General features: G+C 71.6%; 18 protein-coding genes. 9 read left to right on the top strand and 9 right to left on the bottom strand.

What is annotated here, in order from left to right:
- Positions 1 to 28 precede the first annotated feature (28 nt).
- From FRAEUI1C_RS24190 to FRAEUI1C_RS24155, 8 genes are all read left to right on the top strand, one after another.
- A complete protein-coding gene (locus tag FRAEUI1C_RS24190) occupies positions 29 to 1,792 on the top strand; it encodes an ABC transporter substrate-binding protein (protein WP_013425983.1) in 1,764 nt (587 codons plus the stop codon).
- A gap of 160 nt (positions 1,793 to 1,952) precedes the next feature.
- A complete protein-coding gene (locus FRAEUI1C_RS24185) occupies positions 1,953 to 2,954 on the top strand; it encodes an ABC transporter permease (RefSeq protein ID WP_013425982.1) in 1,002 nt (333 codons plus the stop codon).
- Between the two features lie 82 nt (positions 2,955 to 3,036).
- The gene (locus FRAEUI1C_RS24180; protein ID WP_013425981.1) at positions 3,037 to 4,104 is read left to right on the top strand and encodes an ABC transporter ATP-binding protein; all 1,068 of its coding nucleotides are present in this window, start codon (positions 3,037 to 3,039) and stop codon (positions 4,102 to 4,104) included.
- Entirely contained in the window at positions 4,101 to 5,264 is a 1,164-nt protein-coding gene (locus tag FRAEUI1C_RS24175; RefSeq protein ID WP_013425980.1) for an ABC transporter ATP-binding protein, read from the top strand. The genes FRAEUI1C_RS24180 and FRAEUI1C_RS24175 overlap by 4 nt, the downstream gene beginning before the upstream one ends.
- Positions 5,265 to 5,495 (top strand): preprotein translocase subunit SecG, encoded by a 231-nt coding sequence (secG, locus tag FRAEUI1C_RS24170; protein ID WP_013425979.1) that lies wholly within the window; start codon positions 5,265 to 5,267, stop codon positions 5,493 to 5,495.
- Positions 5,496 to 5,554: 59 nt separating this feature from the next.
- Positions 5,555 to 7,294 carry an ABC transporter substrate-binding protein gene (locus FRAEUI1C_RS24165; protein WP_013425978.1) on the top strand — a complete coding sequence of 580 codons (1,740 nt, stop codon included), beginning with the start codon at positions 5,555 to 5,557 and terminating at the stop codon, positions 7,292 to 7,294.
- 284 nt (positions 7,295 to 7,578) lie between these two features.
- Positions 7,579 to 7,917, top strand: coding sequence for an RNA polymerase-binding protein RbpA (locus FRAEUI1C_RS24160; protein ID WP_013425977.1), 339 nt, complete (start codon positions 7,579 to 7,581; stop codon positions 7,915 to 7,917).
- A 225-nt stretch (positions 7,918 to 8,142) separates the two neighbouring features.
- Positions 8,143 to 9,969 (top strand): serine/threonine-protein kinase, encoded by a 1,827-nt coding sequence (locus FRAEUI1C_RS24155; RefSeq protein WP_013425976.1) that lies wholly within the window; start codon positions 8,143 to 8,145, stop codon positions 9,967 to 9,969.
- A gap of 10 nt (positions 9,970 to 9,979) precedes the next feature.
- On the opposite strand, the gene pgl is transcribed toward FRAEUI1C_RS24155, so the two are convergent.
- The 4 genes from pgl to tal form a co-directional block, all read right to left on the bottom strand.
- Positions 9,980 to 10,732 carry a 6-phosphogluconolactonase gene (gene pgl / locus FRAEUI1C_RS24150; protein ID WP_013425975.1) on the bottom strand — a complete coding sequence of 251 codons (753 nt, stop codon included), beginning with the start codon at positions 10,730 to 10,732 and terminating at the stop codon, positions 9,980 to 9,982.
- Positions 10,733 to 10,838: 106 nt separating this feature from the next.
- Positions 10,839 to 11,861: a glucose-6-phosphate dehydrogenase assembly protein OpcA gene (locus FRAEUI1C_RS24145; RefSeq protein ID WP_013425974.1), complete on the bottom strand. Its 1,023-nt coding sequence runs from the start codon at positions 11,859 to 11,861 to the stop codon at positions 10,839 to 10,841.
- A gap of 127 nt (positions 11,862 to 11,988) precedes the next feature.
- On the bottom strand, positions 11,989 to 13,524 hold the full coding sequence (gene zwf / locus FRAEUI1C_RS24140) for a glucose-6-phosphate dehydrogenase (protein WP_013425973.1): 1,536 nt from the start codon (positions 13,522 to 13,524) through the stop codon (positions 11,989 to 11,991).
- Between the two features lie 179 nt (positions 13,525 to 13,703).
- Positions 13,704 to 14,807 carry a transaldolase gene (gene tal / locus FRAEUI1C_RS24135; RefSeq protein ID WP_013425972.1) on the bottom strand — a complete coding sequence of 368 codons (1,104 nt, stop codon included), beginning with the start codon at positions 14,805 to 14,807 and terminating at the stop codon, positions 13,704 to 13,706.
- 828 nt (positions 14,808 to 15,635) lie between these two features.
- Here tal and FRAEUI1C_RS24130 point away from each other — a divergent pair.
- On the top strand, positions 15,636 to 16,502 hold the full coding sequence (locus FRAEUI1C_RS24130) for a heme o synthase (RefSeq protein WP_041261342.1): 867 nt from the start codon (positions 15,636 to 15,638) through the stop codon (positions 16,500 to 16,502).
- Between the two features lie 247 nt (positions 16,503 to 16,749).
- Here FRAEUI1C_RS24130 and FRAEUI1C_RS24125 read toward each other — a convergent pair whose 3' ends face one another.
- The 5 genes from FRAEUI1C_RS24125 to FRAEUI1C_RS24105 all read right to left on the bottom strand — a co-directional run bounded on the left by FRAEUI1C_RS24125 (position 16,750) and on the right by FRAEUI1C_RS24105 (position 20,441).
- Entirely contained in the window at positions 16,750 to 17,100 is a 351-nt protein-coding gene (locus FRAEUI1C_RS24125; RefSeq protein ID WP_013425970.1) for a type II toxin-antitoxin system PemK/MazF family toxin, read from the bottom strand.
- Positions 17,097 to 17,366 (bottom strand): DUF8778 family protein, encoded by a 270-nt coding sequence (locus FRAEUI1C_RS24120; protein WP_232425110.1) that lies wholly within the window; start codon positions 17,364 to 17,366, stop codon positions 17,097 to 17,099. Before FRAEUI1C_RS24120 ends, FRAEUI1C_RS24125 begins: the two co-directional genes overlap by 4 nt.
- A gap of 219 nt (positions 17,367 to 17,585) precedes the next feature.
- Positions 17,586 to 18,590 (bottom strand): COX15/CtaA family protein, encoded by a 1,005-nt coding sequence (locus tag FRAEUI1C_RS24115; protein WP_013425968.1) that lies wholly within the window; start codon positions 18,588 to 18,590, stop codon positions 17,586 to 17,588.
- A 118-nt stretch (positions 18,591 to 18,708) separates the two neighbouring features.
- Entirely contained in the window at positions 18,709 to 19,521 is an 813-nt protein-coding gene (locus FRAEUI1C_RS24110) for an ABC transporter permease (protein ID WP_013425967.1), read from the bottom strand.
- A complete protein-coding gene (locus tag FRAEUI1C_RS24105; protein ID WP_013425966.1) occupies positions 19,518 to 20,441 on the bottom strand; it encodes an ABC transporter ATP-binding protein in 924 nt (307 codons plus the stop codon). Before FRAEUI1C_RS24105 ends, FRAEUI1C_RS24110 begins: the two co-directional genes overlap by 4 nt.
- Positions 20,442 to 20,493: the final 52 nt, after the last annotated feature.

Genomic DNA, 20,493 nt, shown 5'->3' with positions numbered 1-20,493 from the left:
GGCAGCATCGCAATACAGAGGGGAACAGATGAGAAAACGAACGATCTGGATCAGATCCGGCGTGCTCGCGGCCGCCGGCGCCTTGATCCTGGCGGCCTGTGGGGGCAGCAGCGGTGGGGGAGGCTCGGCGTCCAACAGCAGCGCCGCCGCCGGTTCGCTCGGCCTGCCGACCACGACGACGCAGACGTTCCACACGTCGGATAAGAAGGGCGGCACGCTGCGAGCCCTCTCCGGCAGCGACTGCGACTTCTGGGACCCGCAGCGGACCTACTACGCCACGTGCTGGGACCAGCAGCGTTGGATCTCCCGTCAGCTGCTGACCTACGTGCCGAAGGCCAACTCGTCCGAGCTGACCGGTGACCTGGCGACGTCCGTCCCGAAGTCGCCCGACGGCGGCCAGACGTGGACCTACACGCTGAAGTCCGGGATCAAGTTCGAGGACGGGACCCCGATCACGTCCAAGGACATCAAGTACGGCATCGAGCGCACCTTCGCGACTGACGTGATCAACGGCGGTCCGACCTACGTCATCGACGAGCTCGACGACAAGGCGAACCCGTACCCGGGCCCGTACAAGGACACCGACCCGAACAAGCTCGGGCTGAAGTCGATCGAGACGCCGGACGACTCGACGATCATCTTCCACCTGAACAAGAAGTTCCCGGACTGGAACTTCATCATGGCCTCCCCGACGGCCACCCCGGTGCCGCAGGCGAAGGACACCGGTGACAAGTACACCTCGCACCCGGTCGCGTCCGGCCCGTACAAGATTGCCGAGTACACGCCGAACAAGTCCATGAAGCTGGTCCGCAATGACCAGTGGGACCCGTCGACCGACACGGTCAACAAGGCCCTGCCGGACGAGATCGACATCACCATGGGCCTCGAGGCGACCGACATCGACAACCGGATCCTCGCCGGCGACGCGGACGTCTTCCTGGACCAGACCGGCGTTCAGTCGGCGACCCAGGCGAAGGTCCACTCGGACTCGTCCATCTTCAAGACGGTCGACCTGTCCGGCTTCCTGCGCTACCTGAGCATCACCACCGACGTGAAGCCGTTCGACAACGTCCACTGCCGCAACGCGGTCGCCTGGGCCGTCAACAAGCAGGCCCAGTCGCTCGCTCGTGGTGGCCCGGACGCTGGCCAGCCGGCGACCACGATGCTGCCGCCGACGCTGCAGTACTACAAGTCGTTCGACCTGTTCCCGACGCCGAACAACGCCGGTGACATCGCCAAGGCCAAGGAAGAGCTGAAGGCCTGTGGCAAGCCGAACGGCTTCTCGACGATTCTGACGTCCCGCACCCGGCCCGCCGAGGTCGCGCAGGCGGTGGCGCTCCAGTCCGACCTGAAGAAGATCGGCGTCACCGTCACCATCGACAAGTTCGACGCCTCGCAGTACTTCTCCTCCGTGCTCGGTATCCCGAAGAACGTGCAGGCCAAGGGCTACGGCCTGGCGCTGACCGGTTGGGGTGCTGACTGGCCGGCTCCGTACGGCTTCTTCAGCTCGATCGTCGACGGCCGGAAGATCCTGCCCCAGGGCAACAGCAACTACGCCTCGCTGAACAGCGCGACCGTCAACGGCGGCATCGACAAGGCCCTCGGCTCGGACGACCCGGCTGTCGACCAGGCCGCCTGGACCCAGGTCGACAAGGGTGTCGTCGAGTCCGCGGCCTACGTTCCGCTGCTCTACGACAAGGCCGTGAACATCTACAGCAACAAGGTGACGAACGTCTTCTTCACCCCCGGCTTCAACATGATCAACTTCGCCGCTCTCGGCGTGGTTCGTTGATGCCGTGACGTCCTGTCACCCGTAGGTCCGCACATCCAGTAACACCGTTGGCCGCCGGGTGGGTTCCGTGCCCACCCGGCGGCCACACACACGTACCGAGCCGACCGCGCCCGCCGGCCGCTGGCAGGGTCGCTGACACAGAAGCGGAGAACAACCCACAATGGTTGGATTCGTGATCCGCCGGGTGCTCGGTGGGATCGTGATTCTCTGGCTGGTCAGCGTCATCACGTTCCTGCTGTTCTTCCTGGTGCCGAAGGTGTTCGGCTCGAACCCCGCGGTGCTCTTCGCCGGCCGGAGCCCGACCCCCGCGGTCGTCGCCGCGGTGACGAAGAAGCTGGGGCTCGACCAGCCGCTCGTCGTGCAGTACTGGCATTTCCTCGAGGGCATCTTCGTCGGCCGGCACTACGACTCCGGCCCGGACGTCACCTACTGCCCGGCGCCCTGCCTGGGCTACTCGTTCCGTAACAGCCAGCCGGTGTGGCAGCAGATCACCCAGGCGCTGCCGGTGACCATCTCGCTGACCATCGGCGCCGCCGTTCTCTTCCTGCTCGGCGGCGTCACGGTAGGCGTCATCTCCGCGCTGCGCCGGGGCAGGTTCGCCGACCGGGCGTCGATGACCGTCGCGCTCGCCGGGGTCTCGATGCCGGTGTACTTCACCGGCCTGGTGATGCTGTACCTGGTCAGCTACAAGTGGCGCATCATCAAGGGCGTCCACTACGCGAACTTTCTGGACAATCCGTTCACCTGGGCCTGGAACCTGCTTCCGGCCTGGATCGTCCTCGCGTTCCTGTACGCCGCGATGTACGCCCGGCTCACCCGGGCGAGCATGCTCGACGTCCTCGGTGAGGACTACATCCGCACCGCTCGTGCCAAGGGCCTCCCGGAACGGGACGTCATCGGCAAACACGCGCTGCGCGCGGCGCTGACACCGATCCTGACCATCTTCGGCCTGGACGTCGGGTCGCTGCTCGGGGGCGCGGTGCTGACCGAAAGCACTTTCGGGTTCCGTGGCCTGGGAAAGATGTCCATCGAGGCGATCAACACCCAGGACCTGCCGACCATCCTCGGCGTAACCGTCTTCGCGGCCTTCTTCGTGGTCTTGGCCAACATCATCGTCGATGTCCTCTACGCGGTGCTCGACCCACGGGTGCGTCCCACGTGACCTGTGTCCGAGGTGACCTACCGTCCGGAAAGCACCTGGCGACACACGTCCGACGCGATGACCGTCCGATGGGGGAGCTGAGATGACGACGCAGCCTGACGGCGACGCCGGCGCGGCCACCGCGGTGGCCGAGCCGCCGCATCTGCAGGTCCGCGACCTGCGGGTCTCGTTCCGCACCGACGACGGCGAGGTGCGCGCCGTCGCGGGCCTGACCTTCGATCTGCGACGCGGCCGGACGCTGGGGATCGTGGGGGAGTCCGGCTCCGGGAAGAGCGCCGCGAGCCTGGCGATCATGGGACTGCAGCGCGGCAAGCGCACGACGGTCTCCGGTGAGATCATTCTCGCCGGCGAGAACCTGGTCACCGCGAGTGCCGAGCGCGTCCGCCGGATGCGGGGCCGGGACATGGCGATGATCTTCCAGGACCCGCTCTCGGCGATGCACCCGTACTTCTCGATCGGTGACCAGATCGCCGAGGCGTACCAGGTGCACCACGACGTGTCCCGCAAGGCGGCCAGGACCCGCGCGATCGAGATGCTCGACCGGGTCGGCATCCCTGACCCGAAACGGCGGGTCGACAACTACCCGCACGAGTTCTCCGGCGGCATGCGGCAGCGGGCGATGATCGCGATGGCGCTGTCCTGCGACCCGTCGCTGCTGATCGCGGACGAGCCGACCACCGCGCTCGACGTGACGGTGCAGGCGCAGATCCTCGACCTGCTGCGCGACCTGCAGAAGGAGTTCGGATCGGCCATCGTCATCATCACCCACGACCTCGGCGTGGTCGCCGAGATCAGTGACGACGTGCTGGTGATGTACGCGGGCAGCGCCATCGAGCACGGCCCCGTTCAGACGATCTTCAGCGATCCGCAGCACCCTTACACCTGGGGGCTGCTGTCCTCGATCACCCGGTTGGACCGGACAAGGTCCGACCGGTTGCGCACGATCGGCGGCAACCCGCCCAGCCTGATCTCCGTTCCGTCGGGCTGCCCGTTCCACCCGCGCTGCCAGTACGCCGCGCTGACCAACGGCGCCTCCCAGACCATCCGACCGCCGCTCGAGGCGGTCACGCCCGGCCACCGGGTCGCCTGCCACCTGGAGCCGGAGACCCGAAGCCGGATCTTTCGTGAGGAGGTGGCTCCAAGCCTGTGAACGGCAACGACATCACCGGCCCCGCATCCGCCGGCTCAGGCGCCACTGACGGGACCGCCCCGGACGGCGGGAGGGCGTTCCTGAAGGACGCCAGCCCGGCGGCGCCGGCCGCCGTGGTCTCGGACGAGCGGCCCGCGACAGCATCAGCCGTCGCCACCGCGCCCCCTGAGGGCGACGTGCTGGTAACGGTCACCGACCTGAAGGTGCACTTCCCGGTCACCCGGGGCGGCGTGATCCCCCGGAAGGTCGGCGCGGTTCGCGCCGTCGACGGGCTGAGCTTCAGCCTGCGCCGCGGTGAGACGCTCGGCCTGGTGGGGGAGAGCGGCAGCGGCAAGACCACCGCCGGCCGCGCCATCGTCCGGCTGCTGGAGCCCACCGGCGGCAAGGTCGAGGTCGACGGCAGGGACATCACCCACCTGTCCGCCCGCAGGATGCGCCCGCTGCGGCGGGACATCCAGATGATCTTCCAGGACCCGTACACGTCGCTGAACCCGCGGCACACCGTCGGCTCGATCGTGTCCGCGCCCCTGAAGATCACCGGGGAGATGTCGGGTGACGCCGTCCGGGCCCGGGTCCGGGAGCTGATGGAGCTCGTCGGGCTGAGCCCCGAGCATCTCAACCGGTACCCGCACGAGTTCTCCGGTGGCCAGCGGCAGCGGATCGGGATCGCCCGCGCGCTCGCGACCGGGCCCAAGCTGGTGATCGCCGACGAGCCGGTCTCCGCGCTCGACGTCTCGGTGCGCGCCCAGGTCGTCAACCTGCTCGGCGATCTCCAGTCGGAGCTCGGCCTCACCTACCTGTTCATCGCCCACGACCTGTCGGTGGTGCGCCATATCAGCGACCGGGTCGCTGTGATGTACCTTGGCACGATCGTCGAGATGGCCGACCGGGCCGGTATGTACGAGCATCCTTTGCACCCGTACACCCACGCCCTCCTGTCGGCCGTCCCGGTGCCGGACCCGGTCAAGCAGCATCGGCGGGAGCGGATCCTCCTGCGGGGCGACCCGCCGACTCCGCTCAACCCGCCCAGCGGCTGCCGGTTTCACCCACGTTGCTGGAAGGCCGAGGAAGTGTGCAAGACCGTGGAGCCCGAGCTGGTCGAGATCCAGCCGGGCCACCTGGCCGCCTGTCACTTCCCGGAGGAGCGGGAGCTGGTCTAGATGGAGATCGCGCTGTCCATCGCGGTCATCATCACGAGCGTGTTGCTCGTGTTGCTGGTGTTGTTGCACCGGGCGAAGGGCGGCGGCCTGTCCACCCTCTTCGGCGGTGGCGTCTCGTCCTCGCTCGGCGGCTCGTCGGTGGTCGAGAAGAACCTCGACCGCCTGACGATCGCCATCGGCGCGGTGTGGATCATCTCGATCATCGGTCTCGGGCTGCTGCTGAAGAGTTGAGCGCTCCTCGTCGAGTCCGTCGGCCCGCGGGCCGACGGGCCGTTCTCCTGACCTCGACCGTGGCGGCCGGACTGGCCGCGCTGCTCGCTCTCGTCGGCTGCGCCGGCTCGGCCGGGCCGGCGGCGACGGCCTTGACCACGCCCGCGGGCGTGGCCACGGTCCTGCCGACCGACAAACCCGGCGGCACCCTGCGGGTCGTCACCGACGCCATGCCCACCGGCGACCCCGGCTGGGCCGTGACCACGGCCGACCGGGCGTTCGCCCGGCTGGTGAGCCGCACGCTCTACAGCTACCCCGCGTCGGCGGACGTCGACAGCGCCGTGGTCGCCCGGCCCGACCTCGCGGTCTCGGCGCCGCAGCGCAGCCCCAACGGCCTGGTCATCACGGTCCGGCTGAGCTCGGCGGCGCGCTGGGACACGCCGACCCCGCGCCGGATCGTCGCGAACGACGTCGCCCGCGGGCTCAAGCGGCTGTGCCTGCCGCCGAACCCGTCGCCGCTGCGCGGCTACTTCGCCGCGACGATCGTCGGGTTCAACGCCTACTGCACCGAGCTGTTCACCAAGCCCGTCGAACAGCTCAAGGACTTCATCGAGAACCAGTCGCCGGCCGGCATCCAGGTCGTCAGCAACACCGACATCGCCTTCCACCTGATCCGGCCGTACACCGACTTCGTCGACCTCCTCGCGCTGCCGGAGGCCGCGCCGGTGCCGGTCGAGGCGGACGACTACCAGCCGAACTCGCCCGACTACCTCAACCACCTGATCTCCGACGGCCCGTACCACGTCACCAGCAGCGCCGACGGCGTCTACTCGCTCGGGAAGGACGGGCAGTGGAACCGGGCGATCGACGGGATCCGCCAGGCCCTGCCGGACCACATCACGATCACCAGTGGCGTCGCCGCGGCCGACGCGCAGTCCCAGATCGAGGCCGGCAAGGCGGACATCACGCTGGACTCGGCTGTCCCGCTGGACCGCGCGACGGCGCTGTTCAAGGCCGCTGACCCGCGGCTGAGCGTGCCGACGACAGGGTCCGACCTCTTCCTCACGGTCGGGATGCACGGGCCGGCTGGCGCGGCGCTGAGCGACCAGGACGTCCGGGACGCGCTCGCGACCTGCGTCGACCGGATCGCCGTCGTCGAGGCGCTGGGTGACCCGCCGTTCGCGAGCGCCGCGACCCAGCTGCTGCAGCCGACGATGACCGGCTACTCGCCGCTGGACCCGTTCCCCACCCAGGACGGCGCCGGCGACGCGACGACCTGCGGTGACGGGCTCGCGAAGGCCCCTGACGGGCCGGTGACCGAGCTGACGCTGCTCACCACGGACACGGCCACCGACGCGGCCGTCGCGGGCGCTCTGGTGGAGACCTTCGCCAAGGTCGGGGTGAAGCTCGTCGTCGACGCCAAGGCGCGGGCGGACTTCGACACGGCGGCCGTCAGCCCGCTGCAGCAGAGCTGGGACCTGGCGCTGACCACCGTGACCCCGCTCTGGTACGGCGACGCCGGCAGAACCGTGTTCCAGCCGCTGTTCGACCCGACCTGGGTCGGCCAGCGTCCGGTCGACGGCGGCTACGACGCCAAGGAAGTCCTCGACACGATGTCGGTCGCGCTGCAGGCGCCGACCCCGGCCTCGCGCGCCGCCGCCTGGGGGGTGCTGGAGAGCACCGTGCTGCGCGACGTCGCGGTCATCCCGCTCGCCGTCCTCTACGAGCCGAGGTTCCACAGCTCGTCGGTGCTGTCGTTCAACCAGGTCCCGTCCGTGGGCACGGTGGACCCGACCGACCTCGCCCTCGGCCCGGCCTGACGCACCGCGCCGGCCGGCCCGTGGAAGGGCCTGGCACGCCGGTTCGCGGGCCGCTGGAAAGGGCCGCTTTCGGGGTCTGACGGGGCCAGTTGGTGGCCGGCGGGGATATGTCCCCCAGGGGGCGACCACTCCGGCCCGCCCCGGTGCGTCACGTGGTGGGCCCGGCGTCCTACACTCGCCCCAGAGCGAACCGGGTTATACCTGGTCCGAGGTTTGAGTCCGAGGTCTGACCTGGCTGGCACTGGCTGGCCTGACCGGCACTGAGTCGAAGGAGTACGCGGACCGTGGCAGGTGGCAACGCCATCCGGGGGAGCCGGGTCGGGGCAGGACCCATGGGGGAAGCCGAGCGGGGGGAGACTGCGGCTCGCCAGCGGATCTCCTTCTGGTGCGCGAACCAGCACGAGACGCGTCCGTCGTTCGCCGCGGACGCCGCTATCCCTGACACGTGGGACTGCCCGAGCTGCGGCTACCCCGCGGGGCGCGACCGGGAGAACACACCGGCCCCGCCGAAGATCGAGCCCTACAAGACCCACCTCGCCTATGTCCGCGAGCGGCGCAACGAGAAGGACGGCGAGGCCATTCTCGCCGAGGCCCTCGCCAAGCTCCGCTCCGCCGGCAGCTGACCGACCGCCAGGGCGCCCGGCCTCGTCTTCTCGGCCCGGCCGCGCGCCCTCGGCGGCGTGTTACGGCTTTGGGCAACTTTTCCGTGACTCCCCGTCGGGGTGTCGTCGGCGGTACTACCCTTCTCCCGGTGCCGGGCGCTGCCTGGCACCGGGGGCTCCCTGCTGCCCCCTGACGAGGGCTCTGGCCCGTGCGTTGCGTGCGAGCGGATCGGCGGACGGGCAGAGATGGGGAGCGAGCGCACGGACGACACCGGCGAGCTGGCCCAGCCGTCGGTGGCACAGCCGACAGGTGAGGCCGAGCCGTCGGAGCGGGAGACGGCCGGTGTGGCGGCCCCGTTCGGCCGGCTGATCGCCGGGCGGTACCGGCTCGCCGACCTGATCGGCGTGGGCGCGATGGGCGCCGTCTGGCTCGCCCGCGACGAGGTGCTCGACGTGGACGTCGCGGTCAAGGAGATCCGTCCCCCGTTCGCGTTCACCCGGCCGGGCACCGATCCCGGGTCGGACGAGGACGACAGCTGGGCCGACTCCACCGGGGCCTGGGTGTCCAGGGCGCTGCGTGAGGCCCGCAACGCCGCCCGGCTACGGGCCAACCCGCACGTCGTGACCGTCCACGATGCCGTCGTCGACGACGGCGCCCCCTGGATCGTCATGGAGGCCGTCGCGGCCCGCTCCCTGCAGGAGGCGGTCGACGAGGACGGGCCGCTGCCGCTGGCCGACGTCGCCCGGATCGGGCTGGCGGTGCTCGACGCCCTCGTCGCCGCGCAGGCCCTCGGCGTCGTCCACCGTGACGTGAAGCCGTCCAACATCCTGCTGGCCCACGACGGCCGGGTGCTGCTCACCGACTTCGGCATCGCCGCGGCCGACACCGACCCGACGCTCACGCAGCCTCCCGACGGTGGCCTGCCGAGCGGCACTCCCGCGTACATGGCTCCGGAGCGGCTGCGCGGCGGCCCGACCACGCTGACCGCGGACCTGTTCGCGCTCGGCGCGACGCTGCTGTTCGCCGCCGACGGCGTCGCCCCCTTCCACCGCGACGACGTGGTCGCCTCGCTGCAGGCCGTCCTGTTCGACGAGCCGGAGCCGTCCCGCGACCTGGGCCCGCTCGCGCCGGTGATCGCCGGTCTGCTCCTCAAGGAGCCCGCCGCCAGGCTGCGCGCCGACGGTGTCGCGGCGCTGCTCACCCGCGCCCAGCGCGCGCTGGGCGCGGGCATCGCGGCCCTGCCACCCGCCGCCGCCGACGTACGGCCGCCGCGCGGTCCCGCCGGCCAGCCGGTCGCGCTCGGGTTCGCCGACGTCGAGGCGGAGGCGACCGAGCCGGCCGACGGCACGAGCCGGGCCCGGGCCGGCGACGCCGAGGCAGCCGGGTTCGCCGCTCCTGACCCGCCAGTGCCCGACGCCGCGCCTGTGCATCTGGGGCAGCTGGACCTGGGCACGCTGGCGTCGCCTGGTCGCGTCGACGTCCCGGGCCGGCGTCGCCGGTCGTTTCCGCTGTCGGTGTCGCTGTTGCTGCCGGCGCCGCTCGCGGCGCTCGCCGTCGTCGTGGTGCTCGCGCTGGTCGGGCTCGCCGCCTGGGGCGCCGTCGCCGCCGGGGCCGACCTCGACGGCGCGCCGAGGTCGACGCCGTCCGCGCGCGTCGCCACCCGTGGCGCGAGCCCGACCGCCACCGCTCCCGGCGGCCGCGGGCCGCTGGGGGGCCGGGCCGGCGCGGTGCCGGGCGAGATGGTCGGCAACTGGTTCGGCACCGTGACCCAGAATCCCGTCACCTTCGACGTCACGCTGCGGATCACGGGCGGCGAGGTCGGCGAGACCGTCGGGAGGTCCGTGTCGTCCGAGGGCTGCGGCTCCGACCTGGTGCTGCGGGAGGCCGGAGTCTCCGCGATCACGGTGCAGGAGGTCATCACCCAGGCCAACCAGCGGTGCACCGGGGCGTTCCGGCTCCTGCTGACCCTCAACTCCAACGGCACCCTGGGCTACTTCTACGACGCCACGGTGATCACCAGTTTCGGCGTGGCCACGCTGAACAGGACCGCCCAGCCGCCCACCGGAGGCTGAGCGGCGAGCGTCAGGCGCTGACCCGGGAGGCCGCGGCGCGGTCGATCAGCCAGAGGGTCCGGTCCCGGCCGGTCGCGGCGGCCGCGGGGAGGTCGAGGGGCCCGGCACCGGCGGCGGCCGCGGCGACCGCGTCGGCCTTCTCCTCACCCGCCGCGATCACCCAGACCTGGCGAGCGGCCTGGATCGTCGGGTAGGTCAGGGAGACCCGGTTCGGCGGCGGCTTCGGGGACTCGCGGACGGCGACCACCGGTTCCGTGGCCCGCGCGGCCGGCGAGTGCGGGAAGATCGACGCCACGTGCCCCTCCGGACCGATGCCGAGCAGCAGCACGTCGAACGCCGGCACCAGGGCACCGTCGGGCGCGTGGGCCGCGAGCTGCGCGGCGTAGTCGGCGGCCGCCTGCTCGGGCTCGGTGTACCCGTCGGCGCCACCCTCGGACGCCAGCGCACCGATCTCGAACACCCGTTTCTCGTCCACCGGCACGTGCGCGAGCAACGCCTCCCGGGCCTGCAGCACGTTGCGGTCGGGAGAGTCGGCGGGTACGAACCGTTCGTCACCCCACCAGATGTCCACCTTCGACCAGTTGACGGCCTCCAGCGCGGGACTGGCGAGCACCGCGCGCAGCAGCGCGATGCCGATCCCGCCCCCGGTCAGCACCAGCGACGCCTCGCCGCGCCGCGCCTGCGCGTCGACGAGCGTCGTGATCAACCGGGCGCTCGCCGCTTTCGCGAGCAGGCCCGCGTCCGGGTGGACGATCAGTTCCATCGGTAACCGCCTCGGTCCGGCCTCGCCGCCGGCTGCGTCGGGGTGCGCGGGCGTGGGGCGCGCGCTTCCTGGGGTGTGTCTGGTGCGCGACGGATCCGTCGCGACATCAGCTTCCGCTGGGAGCCGGTGCCGCGGGCGGGGCCTGCGTCGGGGCCGTCTCCATCATCGGGTCCCGCCAGACGTGCTCGCGGTGGCCGGACCGGCCGGACAGGTCGGGGATGCCGCTCCAGGTGGCGAGCGCGTCGGCGTAGACGCTGTCGTCGTCGATCCGGCGTAGCTCCTCGGCGAGCAGGTCGCCGAGGCCGAGCTGCGCCAGTGGCAGCCGGCGCTCCGGGACCCCCGGCCGGGTGATCGTCCCGGACCGGGTGTCGACGCGGGTGACGGCGATCTCGCCGTCCTCGACGGTCACGTGGACGGCGTGCAGGCCGTGGACACCACGGTGGGAGCCGCTCGCGGCCACCTCGACGGGAACGCCGAGCCGGGCCCGCAGCCAGCCGGCGAACAGCTGGGCGCTCGGGTCGGCCGGGTCGGCCTCGATGCTCGCCGCGGTGGGCCGGTCCTGGCGCCCGTCGAACGCGGCGGCCAGCAGCGTGCGCCAGCCGGAGATCCGGGTCCAGGCCAGGTCGGTGTCACCGGGCGCGAAGTCGGCCGCCCGCAGCCGCAGCGCGGCCACCGGGTCGGGCGCCGCCGCGACGTCGGTGACCCGGCGGTCCGCGAACACGCCGAGCGGGTCGAACGCGATCCGGGTCGGCGGCTCGTCGTACCACCACGTGACCACCGGCGCGTCCGAGGCGAGCAGCGGCAGCACGACCGACTCGGCGTGCAGCGCCAGCCGGCCGTACATCCGCATGACGATCGCCTCGCCGGGGCCGAGCCGCCCGCCGATCGAGACCTCGGCGTCCAGCCGCGGGTGCGGCGCGTCGATCTGGCGGCGCACCACGATCAGCAGCCGGCACGGATGCGCCGCCGCGGCGGCCGTCGCGGCGCTCTCCGCCGCGGCGACGTTCTTCTCATCGACGACCACGACAAGCGTCAACGCCAACCCGAACGCCAGCGCGCCGGCGGCCCGCCGCTCCGCACCCAGCGCCTTGACGACCGCCGAGCCAGTGGTGTCCCAAAGCGTCGTCACACCAAGCTCCTTGCAACGAGGAGAACGGGCCCGTGAGCGGAGGAGGACGGCGCGCGGAGGTCCCGTGCGAGCGAAGCGAGTACGGGGCCGGAGCGCGCCGCCCGGACGGAGCGAACCAATGTGATCGTCATGGCCGGCGCCACCGCCGGCCGTCGCGGGCGAGCATCTCGTCGGAGGCCGCCGGGCCCCAGCTGCCCGAGCGGTAGGTGAACGGCTTCGTGCTGGCCCAGAACTCCTCCAGCGGGTCGATGATCCGCCAGGACTCCTCGACCTCCGCGTTGTCCGGGAAGAGCATGGCGTCGCCGAGCAGCGCGTCCAGGATCAGCCGTTCGTAGGCCTCCGGCAGCGACTCGGTGAACGCCTCGCCGAACAGGAACTCCATCGCGACGTCACGGACCTCCATCGCGGTCCCAGGCACCTTGGAGCCGAACTTCAGCGTCACGCCCTCGTCGGGCTGAACCCGCACGACCAGCTGGTTGTGGCCCAGCTCGGTGGTGTCGGTCGCGTCGAACGGCAGGTGCGGGGCCTGCTTGAAGCCGATCGCGATCTCGGTCACCCGTCGGGGCAGCCGCTTGCCGGTACGCAGGTAGAACGGGACGCCGGCCCAGCGCCGGGTCTCGATGCCCAGCCGCACGGCCGCGTAGGTCTCGGTCGTCGACGTGGCCGGGATGTTCTCCTCGTCGAGGTAGCCCTTGACCCGCTCGCCGGCCAGCCAGCCCTGCTCGTACTGGCCCCGGATCGCGTAGCTGGTCAGGTCGGTCGGCAGCGACACCGCGCGCAGGGTCTTGATCTTCTCCGCGCGGATGGTGTCGGCGCCGAAGCTGACCGGCTCCTCCATCGCGGTCAGCGCCAGCAGCTGCAGCAGGTGGTTCTGCAGCACGTCGCGGGCGGCGCCGGTCTCGTCGTAGAAGCCGGCGCGGGTGCCGATGCCGACGTCCTCGGCCATCGTGATCTGCACCGAGTCGACGAACTGGGAGTTCCAGATCGGCTCGAACAGCGTGTTGGCGAACCGCAGGGCGAACAGGTTCTGGACGGTCTCCTTGCCCAGGTAGTGGTCGATCCGGAACACGTCCTGCGGACCGAACACGTCGTCGACCAGCGAGTTCAGCTCACCGGCCGACTTCCGGTCGTGGCCGAACGGCTTCTCCACGACGACCCGCCGCCAGCCGCCAGCCGCCTTCTCGTCGGCGAGGCCGGTGCGCTCCATCTGCTTGAGGACCACCGGGAAGGCCGACGGCGGGATCGACAGGTAGAAGGCGGCGTTGCCCCGGATGCCGTGGCTCGCCTCCAGGCTGTCGAGCTCAGCGGCGAGCCGGTCGAACCCGGCGTCGTCGTCGAACGAGCCCTTCACGAACCTGATCGACGACGCGAGCCGGTCCCAGGTCTCCTCCCGGAACGGCGTGCGCGCGCCCTTCTCGGCGCACTCCCTGGCGAACTGGATGAAGGGCTCATGACCCTCCCAGTCGCGCCGGGCGAACCCGAGCAGCACGAACCCCGGCGGCAGCAGGCCGCGGTTGGCCAGGTCGTACACGGCCGGGATCAGCTTCTTGCGCGAGAGGTCTCCGGTGACGCCGAACACCACCAGGGCGCTGGCGTCGGGAAGCCGGGGGAGCCGGCGGTCTCGCGGATCGCGCAGCGGGTTGCCACCTACCGTGGGCGCCACCTGCGGTTCTCCCTGTCTGTGCTCGTCGGTCGTCGGGTTCTGGTCGGTCGTGCCGTGATCCTCGGTCGTGCCGTGATCCTCGGTCGTGCTGTGATCCTCGGTCGTGCTGTGGTGCCGGTCCCTGGGAATCCTCGCGCCCGCGCCCCGCCGGCCGCGACGGCCGGCGGGGCGACGCGCGGTCAGTGTGCTCCGAGCTGCCCGCGGACCGCGTCGAGCAGCTGGTTCCAGGAGTCCTCGAACTTCGTCACACCCTCCTGCTCGAGGACCTCGACCACGTCGTCCAGGTCGACGCCGACGTTCGCCAGCGCCGTCATCACGCCGTGGGCGTCGGCGTAGTTCGGCCGGATCGTCTCGCCGGGCACCTCGCCGTGGTCACCGAAGGCCAGCAGGGTCGCCTCGGGCATGGTGTTCACCGTCCCGGGGGCGATCAGCTCGTGGACGTAGAGCGTGTCCGGCAGCGACGGGTCCTTCGTCGACGTCGAAGCCCACAGCGGCCGCTGCGGCTTCGCGCCGCGCGCGGCCAGCGCCGCCCAGCGCTCGGTCCCGAACGCCTTCTCGTAGCGCTCGTAGGCCAGCCGCGCGTTCGCGATGGCGGCCTTGGCCCTGAGCGTCTGGGCGGCCGGGGTGTCGATCTTCTCCAGCCGCTTGTCGACCTCGGAGTCGACCCGGCTGACGAAGAAGGAGGCGACCGACTCCAGCCGGGAGACGTCGCGGCCGTTCGCGAGGGCCTGCTCGATGCCGGTCATGTAGGCGTCCATCACCGCCTCGTACCGCTCCAGGCCGAAGATCAGTGTGACGTTGACGCTGATGCCGGCGGCGAGGGTGGCGGTGATGGCCGGCAGGCCCTCCAGGGTCGCCGGGATCTTGATGAACAGGTTCGGCCGGTCGACCATCCACCACAGCGAACGGGCCTCGGCCAGGGTCTTGTCGGTGTCGTGGGCCAGTCGCGGGTCGACCTCGATCGAGACCCGCCCGTCGGTGCCGCCGGAGGCGTCGTAGGCCGGGCGCAGCACGTCACAGGCGACCCGGACGTCGGCGGTGGTGATCAGGCGGATCGCCTCGCCGACGTCGACGCCGCGGATCGCGAGGTCGTGCAGCTGCTCCTCGTACGCCTTGCTCGACGTGATCGCCTTCTGGAAGATCGTCGGGTTCGTGGTGACGCCGACGACGCTGTGCGTCCTCGCCAGCTCGGCGAGGTTGCCGGAGTTCAGCCGGTCGCGGCTGATGTCGTCCAGCCAGACCGCCACTCCCGCGGCGGAGAGGTCGGAGAGCGGGTTGGTCATGGTCGTGTTTCCTCTCCGCGGAGACGCTGTACTGCCCGACGGCCAGGCACCAGCCCAGGCGTCCAGGGCCAGGCGCGGGCCAGGACGTCGGTGGCAGGGTGCGGGCCGGGCCCTCAGCGCCTCCCTACCCGGTGATGGATGGGGTCATCCCACGGTGGCGCGACCTTGGTGCTGGCCGCCGCGGGCGGACCTGCCTTGGCCTAGTGTGCCCACCCACGTCACGGAGGTGAACAGGGTGGCCACGTGAACAACTGGCGACGCGGCTGTCCGTCGACCGCGGGACCTGTGGGGAAGTCTCACGGCCAGCGGGCCACCGCCGCACGGTCCTAACACGAATGCGACCTCGGTCATGCCGTTTCGGCCCGATCGGGTCACCAGACCCGGTTCGGCCGGGGTTCCGGTGGGTGCCTCGCGTTGCGCCGCCGGTGGTCGCCGCGCCCCTGCGCGCCACGGGCGGTTAGACTCCGACACGACGTAGAACCCCGGCCCGCCCCGGCGGGCGCAACGGTGCCGCCCCTCTTCCCGGGGGCTGAACGTGAGGTCGCCCTGTCCACCCTGGCAGTCCTGCGCCGCCGCCAGACCGCTCCGCGCCAGCGCGCGGCCACGGTCCCCGGCGCCCGCCAGCTGACCGCCGCGGGCGGCCAGGCGGATCACGTCCCCGGCGCGGTCGCGGTCGCCCAGACCCTGGCCACCGCGACCGTCCTGCCCGAGGCTTCCGTGCCCGGGGCCGGCGGCGTCCTCGAACCCACCACGGCCGACGCCGGCCAGGCTGGCGTAGGCCACGCCGACGCGGGGCCGGCCGGGGCCGGGGGCCGCCTCGACGCCGCGCTGGCGAAGACACGCGCGTACATCGCGCTGACCAAGCCGCGCATCATCGAGCTGCTGCTGATCACGACCGTCCCGGTGATGATCCTCGCCAAGCGCGGCCTGCCGTCGCTCTGGCTGATCCTGATCACGCTCGTCGCCGGCACCCTCGCCGCCGGCAGCGCGAACACGATCAACTGTTATGTCGACCGCGACATCGACGAGATCATGGCTCGCACCAAGCGCCGCCCGCTGGTGAAGGCCACCGTCACGCCCGTCGAGGCGCTGCGCTTCGGCATCGTGCTGGGTGTCGTCGCGACGCTGCTGTTCGGCCTGCTGGTCAACTGGCCGTCCGCGCTGCTCGCCGACGGCGCCATCGCGTTCTACGTGTTCGTCTACACGCTCGGCCTCAAGCGCCGGACGTCGTCGAACATCGTCATCGGCGGCGCCGCCGGCTGCTTCCCGGTGCTGATCGGCTGGTCCGCCGTGACCGGCACGGTGGGCTGGGGCGCGGTCGTGCTGTTCGGGGTCGTGTTCTTCTGGACCCCGCCGCACTTCTGGGCGCTGGCGATCAAGTTCAAGGACGACTACGCGGCCGCCGGCGTGCCGATGCTGCCGGTCGTCGCGCCGCTACGCGAGGTCGGGCGCAAGATCCTGATCTACTCGTACGTGATGGTGGCGACGTCGCTGGCGCTCTACCCGGTCGCGGACGCGGGCTACGTCTACCTCGGCACGGCGGTCGTCACCGGCGCCTGGTTCCTCTTCGAGGCCCACCGGATGACCCACCAGATCGCCAAGGGCACCGAGATCCGCCCGATGCGCCTCTTCCACTACAGCATCACCTACCTGACGCTGCTCTTCATCGCCGTCGCCGTCAGCCCCCTGGTCTGACAGCCCCACCACCCTCGGCTGCGGTCGTGCCCCCGGCCGCACCCGCCGGCCTAGGGCTCGTCCTCCGGCTCCGGGTCTCGTCCTCCGGCCCCGGGGCTTGATCGCCGTTTCAGCCCTCAGGTGGTTGTAGTTGTTGCTGTTCCACGACCACGCGAGGGCCAAAACGGCGATCACCCGCCGCCGCCCGAGCCGCCTGGGGAGTCGTCGCTACCTCGCCCGGGTGACCTGGCTTCTGGCGATGGCTAAGTCAGCAGAAGGCGACCATCTGGCGTAGCCAATGGCGCAGCTCCGCGATCTCGCTGAGTGATGCGGTCCCAAACGCGGTGGTTCGTGTGAAGCGTTCGGTGGACACGGCCTTGAGATCGTCGGTTCGCGCCCAGCTCGTCTCCTTCACGCCGGACTCGGGCGAGTCGATACGTACGTGATGATCCAGCCCGCGATCCCGCGAGGTCAGCGGAACCACGATCGCCATCTCGATGGGGAACTGGCAATGAGTCTGGGATCCCACCACAATCGCTGGCCGGAGCCCACCTTGCTCATGGCCAACCGGGCGACCGAGGTCGACGAGCCAGACCTGCCACGGATTTGGTTGAGTCACGGGTTGTACTCCGGGTACTCCTCGCGGGCGTCCCCGAGACCGTCTCCGACCGTAGCGTCCCACTCGCGGAGTTCCGCCTGGTAGCTGGCCCACTCCTCGGGATCTGCGCGCAGCTCCTCGTAGCGGGCCATGATCTTGGCGATCTTGTGTTCCATGAGGAGGCGCTCGATGGCCTCGCTCAGCGACGCGCCGCCGAAGTCCTGTGCGGCGACCGCGACCAGCTCGTCGTGCACCGCGGAGCTCACCTGCATCGACGTGTCTGCCACGGCAGCAATTATGACGCCTACCATCACTCCTCCAAGGCATGTTCGCTCAGGTACTGTCTGGTCAGACAGTACCTGAGGCGACAGTCTGGGACAAAGGCGGCGTCCGCGGCCGGTGGAACGTGACCGGTGTTGACCGATCGCCCATCGAGCCGACGCCTACCGGACCTGACAGTTCTGGTGACGGCTGTGTCGGTGGTTGGAGCGCGGGCGAGACCTGGGTCAGGCGCCGGCGGCCCGCGCCGGACGGTCGGGCAGGGCCAGCCAGAGGCGTAGGGCGGCGATCCACATGGCGGTCGCGCCGGCGACGTGGAGGGCCACCAGGCCGGCGGGGATGCCGAGGAAGTACTGGGTGAAGCCGATCGCGGCCTGGGCGACGATCGTCGCGGCCAGGGCGTCGGCCCAGCGGCGGGCCTCGCGGGATGCCTTCCCGAGCCGGACCGCGAACAGCAGCGCCACGCTCAGGCCGGTCAGCAGCATCGCGCCGTCGGCGTGCAGCTGGGCGACGGTGACGATATCGAAGCCGAACCGGCGGGCATGGGTGGCGTCGCCGCCATGTGGGCCGGTGCCCGTGACGACCGTCCCGAGCACGAGCACCGCGAACGCGGCGACGACGGTGACGCGGGCCAGCCAGAGCAGCTCGCGGCGGACCGCGACGGTGACCGGCCCAGGGCCCTGCCCGGCCCGGCGGTAAAGCACGGCGCCGTTGACCAGCAGCACCATCGACAGCAGGAAGTGCGCGGCCACGGTGGCCGGGTGCAGGTCGGTGAGCACCGTGATCCCGCCGAGCACGACCTGGGCGACGAACCCGGCCCACAGGCCGAACGAGAGCCAGACCAGGTCGCGCCGTTCCCGCCGGTCGGCCAGCCGGAGCGCCGCGACCGGCGTGACCAGCATGATCACGCTCATCACGATGGTGACCATGCGGTTGGAGAACTCGACGACGCCGTGGGTCGCGTACTGGCTTCGTGGGACCCAGGAGCCGTCGCCGCACTGCGGCCAGGTAGGGCACCCCAGCCCCGAGCCGGTCAGCCGGACCAGCCCGCCGGTCACCACGATCAGCCCGAGGAACACCAGGCCGACGAGAGTGAGGAGCTGGAAGGCCCGCGGGCTGACGGTCGGCAGCCGCCGCGACGAACGGGTCGTGACGCCGGACGCCACGACGGGCTCGCCGGGCCGGTCCGTCATGGCCTCGGCCTCTGCCGGCGGGGCCTCGATCCGCGCCACCTGGGCCTCCGGGTGCTCAGCTCTCGCGTCGCTTCGACGGTTTGTAGAAGACGACATCCCGGGCCATCGTACGTGGGGTCCCGCCCACGGTCCGTCGGCCCAGGAGCCGGTGCCCGACCTACTCCCAGCGGAAGGTCCGCGCGGCCAGCGCCACCGACCCGACCGCCCAGCAGGCCAGCACGAGGACCGGGCCGACCCCGGGAGCCGCGGCATTGGCGAGCACGTCGCGCAGGCCGTTCGACAGGGCGGCCGTCGGCAGCCCCTCGGCGACGACCCGCAGCCAGCCCGGCAGCTTCGACAGCGGGAACACCACCCCGCCGATCAGCAGCAGCAGCAGGTAGACGCCGTTGGCCGCCGCCAGCGTCGCCTCGGCGCGCAGCGTGCCGGCCATCAGCAGCCCGAGGCCGGAGAACGCCGTCGTGCCCAGCACCAGCAGCACGGCCAGCCAGCCGATGCCGGCGGCCGTCCCCGGCAGGTGCGGGTGCCAGCCGAGCGCCAGCCCGACGCCGACCAGCAGCAGGGCCTGGACGACCTCGATCGCCAGTACGGCCAGCGTCTTGCCGGTGAGCAGCACCCAGCGCGGCAGCGGCGTCGCGCCGAGGCGCTTGAGCACCCCGTACCGGCGCTCGAACCCGGTGGCGATGGCCTGCCCGGTGAAGGCCGCCGACATCACCGCCAGCGCGAGCACCCCCGGCACGAGGAAGTCGACGGACTTCTGGCCGTCGGAGGGCAGCACGTCGACCGCGCTGAAGAACAACAGCAGCCCGATCGGGATGATGAGGGTGAGCAGCACGGACTCGCCGTGCCGCAGGTTCAGGCTCAGCTCCATCCGGGTCTGCGCCCCGAGCATCCTGGACCGGCGGGCCGAGCCGGGCGCCGGGCGGAAGTCCAGCGGCGCCAGGCCCGTGGCCGCGTCAGGCGTGGCGGTCATCTCGCCAGCTCCGAGCCGGTGAGATCCACGAAGACGTCCTCCAGGCTGCGCTGCTCGACCCGCAGGTCGTTGGGCAGGACGCCGTTTCCGGCGCACCAGGCCGTCACGGCGGCCAGGAAGGCCGGGTCGACGGTGCCGCGCACGACGTAGTGCCCGCCGGCCCGCTCGGCGGCCTGCGACCCGGTCGGCAGCGCGGCGAGCAATTGGTCGAGGTCCAGGCCGACAGGCGCGCGGAAACGCAGCTCCCCCTCGGCCCCGCCGCGGGTCAGCTCCGCCGGCGTGCCGGCGGCGACGACCTTGCCGCGGTTGACGATGACGACCTGGTCGGCGAGCCGCTCCGCCTCGTCCATCGCGTGGGTCGTGAGCAGCACGGTGACGCCGGCGGCGCGCAGCTCCTCGACGAGGTCCCACGTCTCATGTCGGGCGCGGACGTCCAGCCCGGCCGTCGGCTCGTCCAGGAACACCAGCTCGGGTCGCCCGACGACGGCCATCGCCAGCGACAGCAGCTGCTTCTGGCCACCGGACAGCCGGCGGAACGGGGTGCGCGCCGCGGAGCCGGTCAGGCCGACCCTGGCCAGCAGCGCGGCCGGGTCCAGCGGGTGGGCGTGGTGCGCGGCCACCAGCCGGAGCATCTCGTCGGCGCGTGCCCCCGGGTACATGCCGCCGGACTGGAGCATCACGCCGACGCGGGGGCGCAGCTTCTGGTCGGCCGGGTCGGTGCCGAGCACCCGGACCAGGCCGCCGTCGCCGCGCCGGAAACCCTCGCAGATCTCCACGGTCGTCGTCTTGCCGGCCCCGTTCGGCCCGAGCAGCGCGGTCACGGTTCCCACCGGGACACCGAAGGAGAGCCCGTCCACCGCGCGGGTCGGCCCGTACGTCTTCGAGAGGTCGACGACCTCGACCGCCAGGATCTCCGCCACCCGCCGATCCTACGTAGCCGGCGGGCGGCCTGAACGGGCGCGGCGCCCGCCG

Source organism: Pseudofrankia inefficax, from assembly GCF_000166135.1.
GTDB lineage: Bacteria > Actinomycetota > Actinomycetes > Frankiales > Frankiaceae > Pseudofrankia > Pseudofrankia inefficax.
The sequence above is the reverse complement of the archived record's forward strand: the minus strand, read 5'-3'. Positions and strand labels throughout refer to the sequence as shown.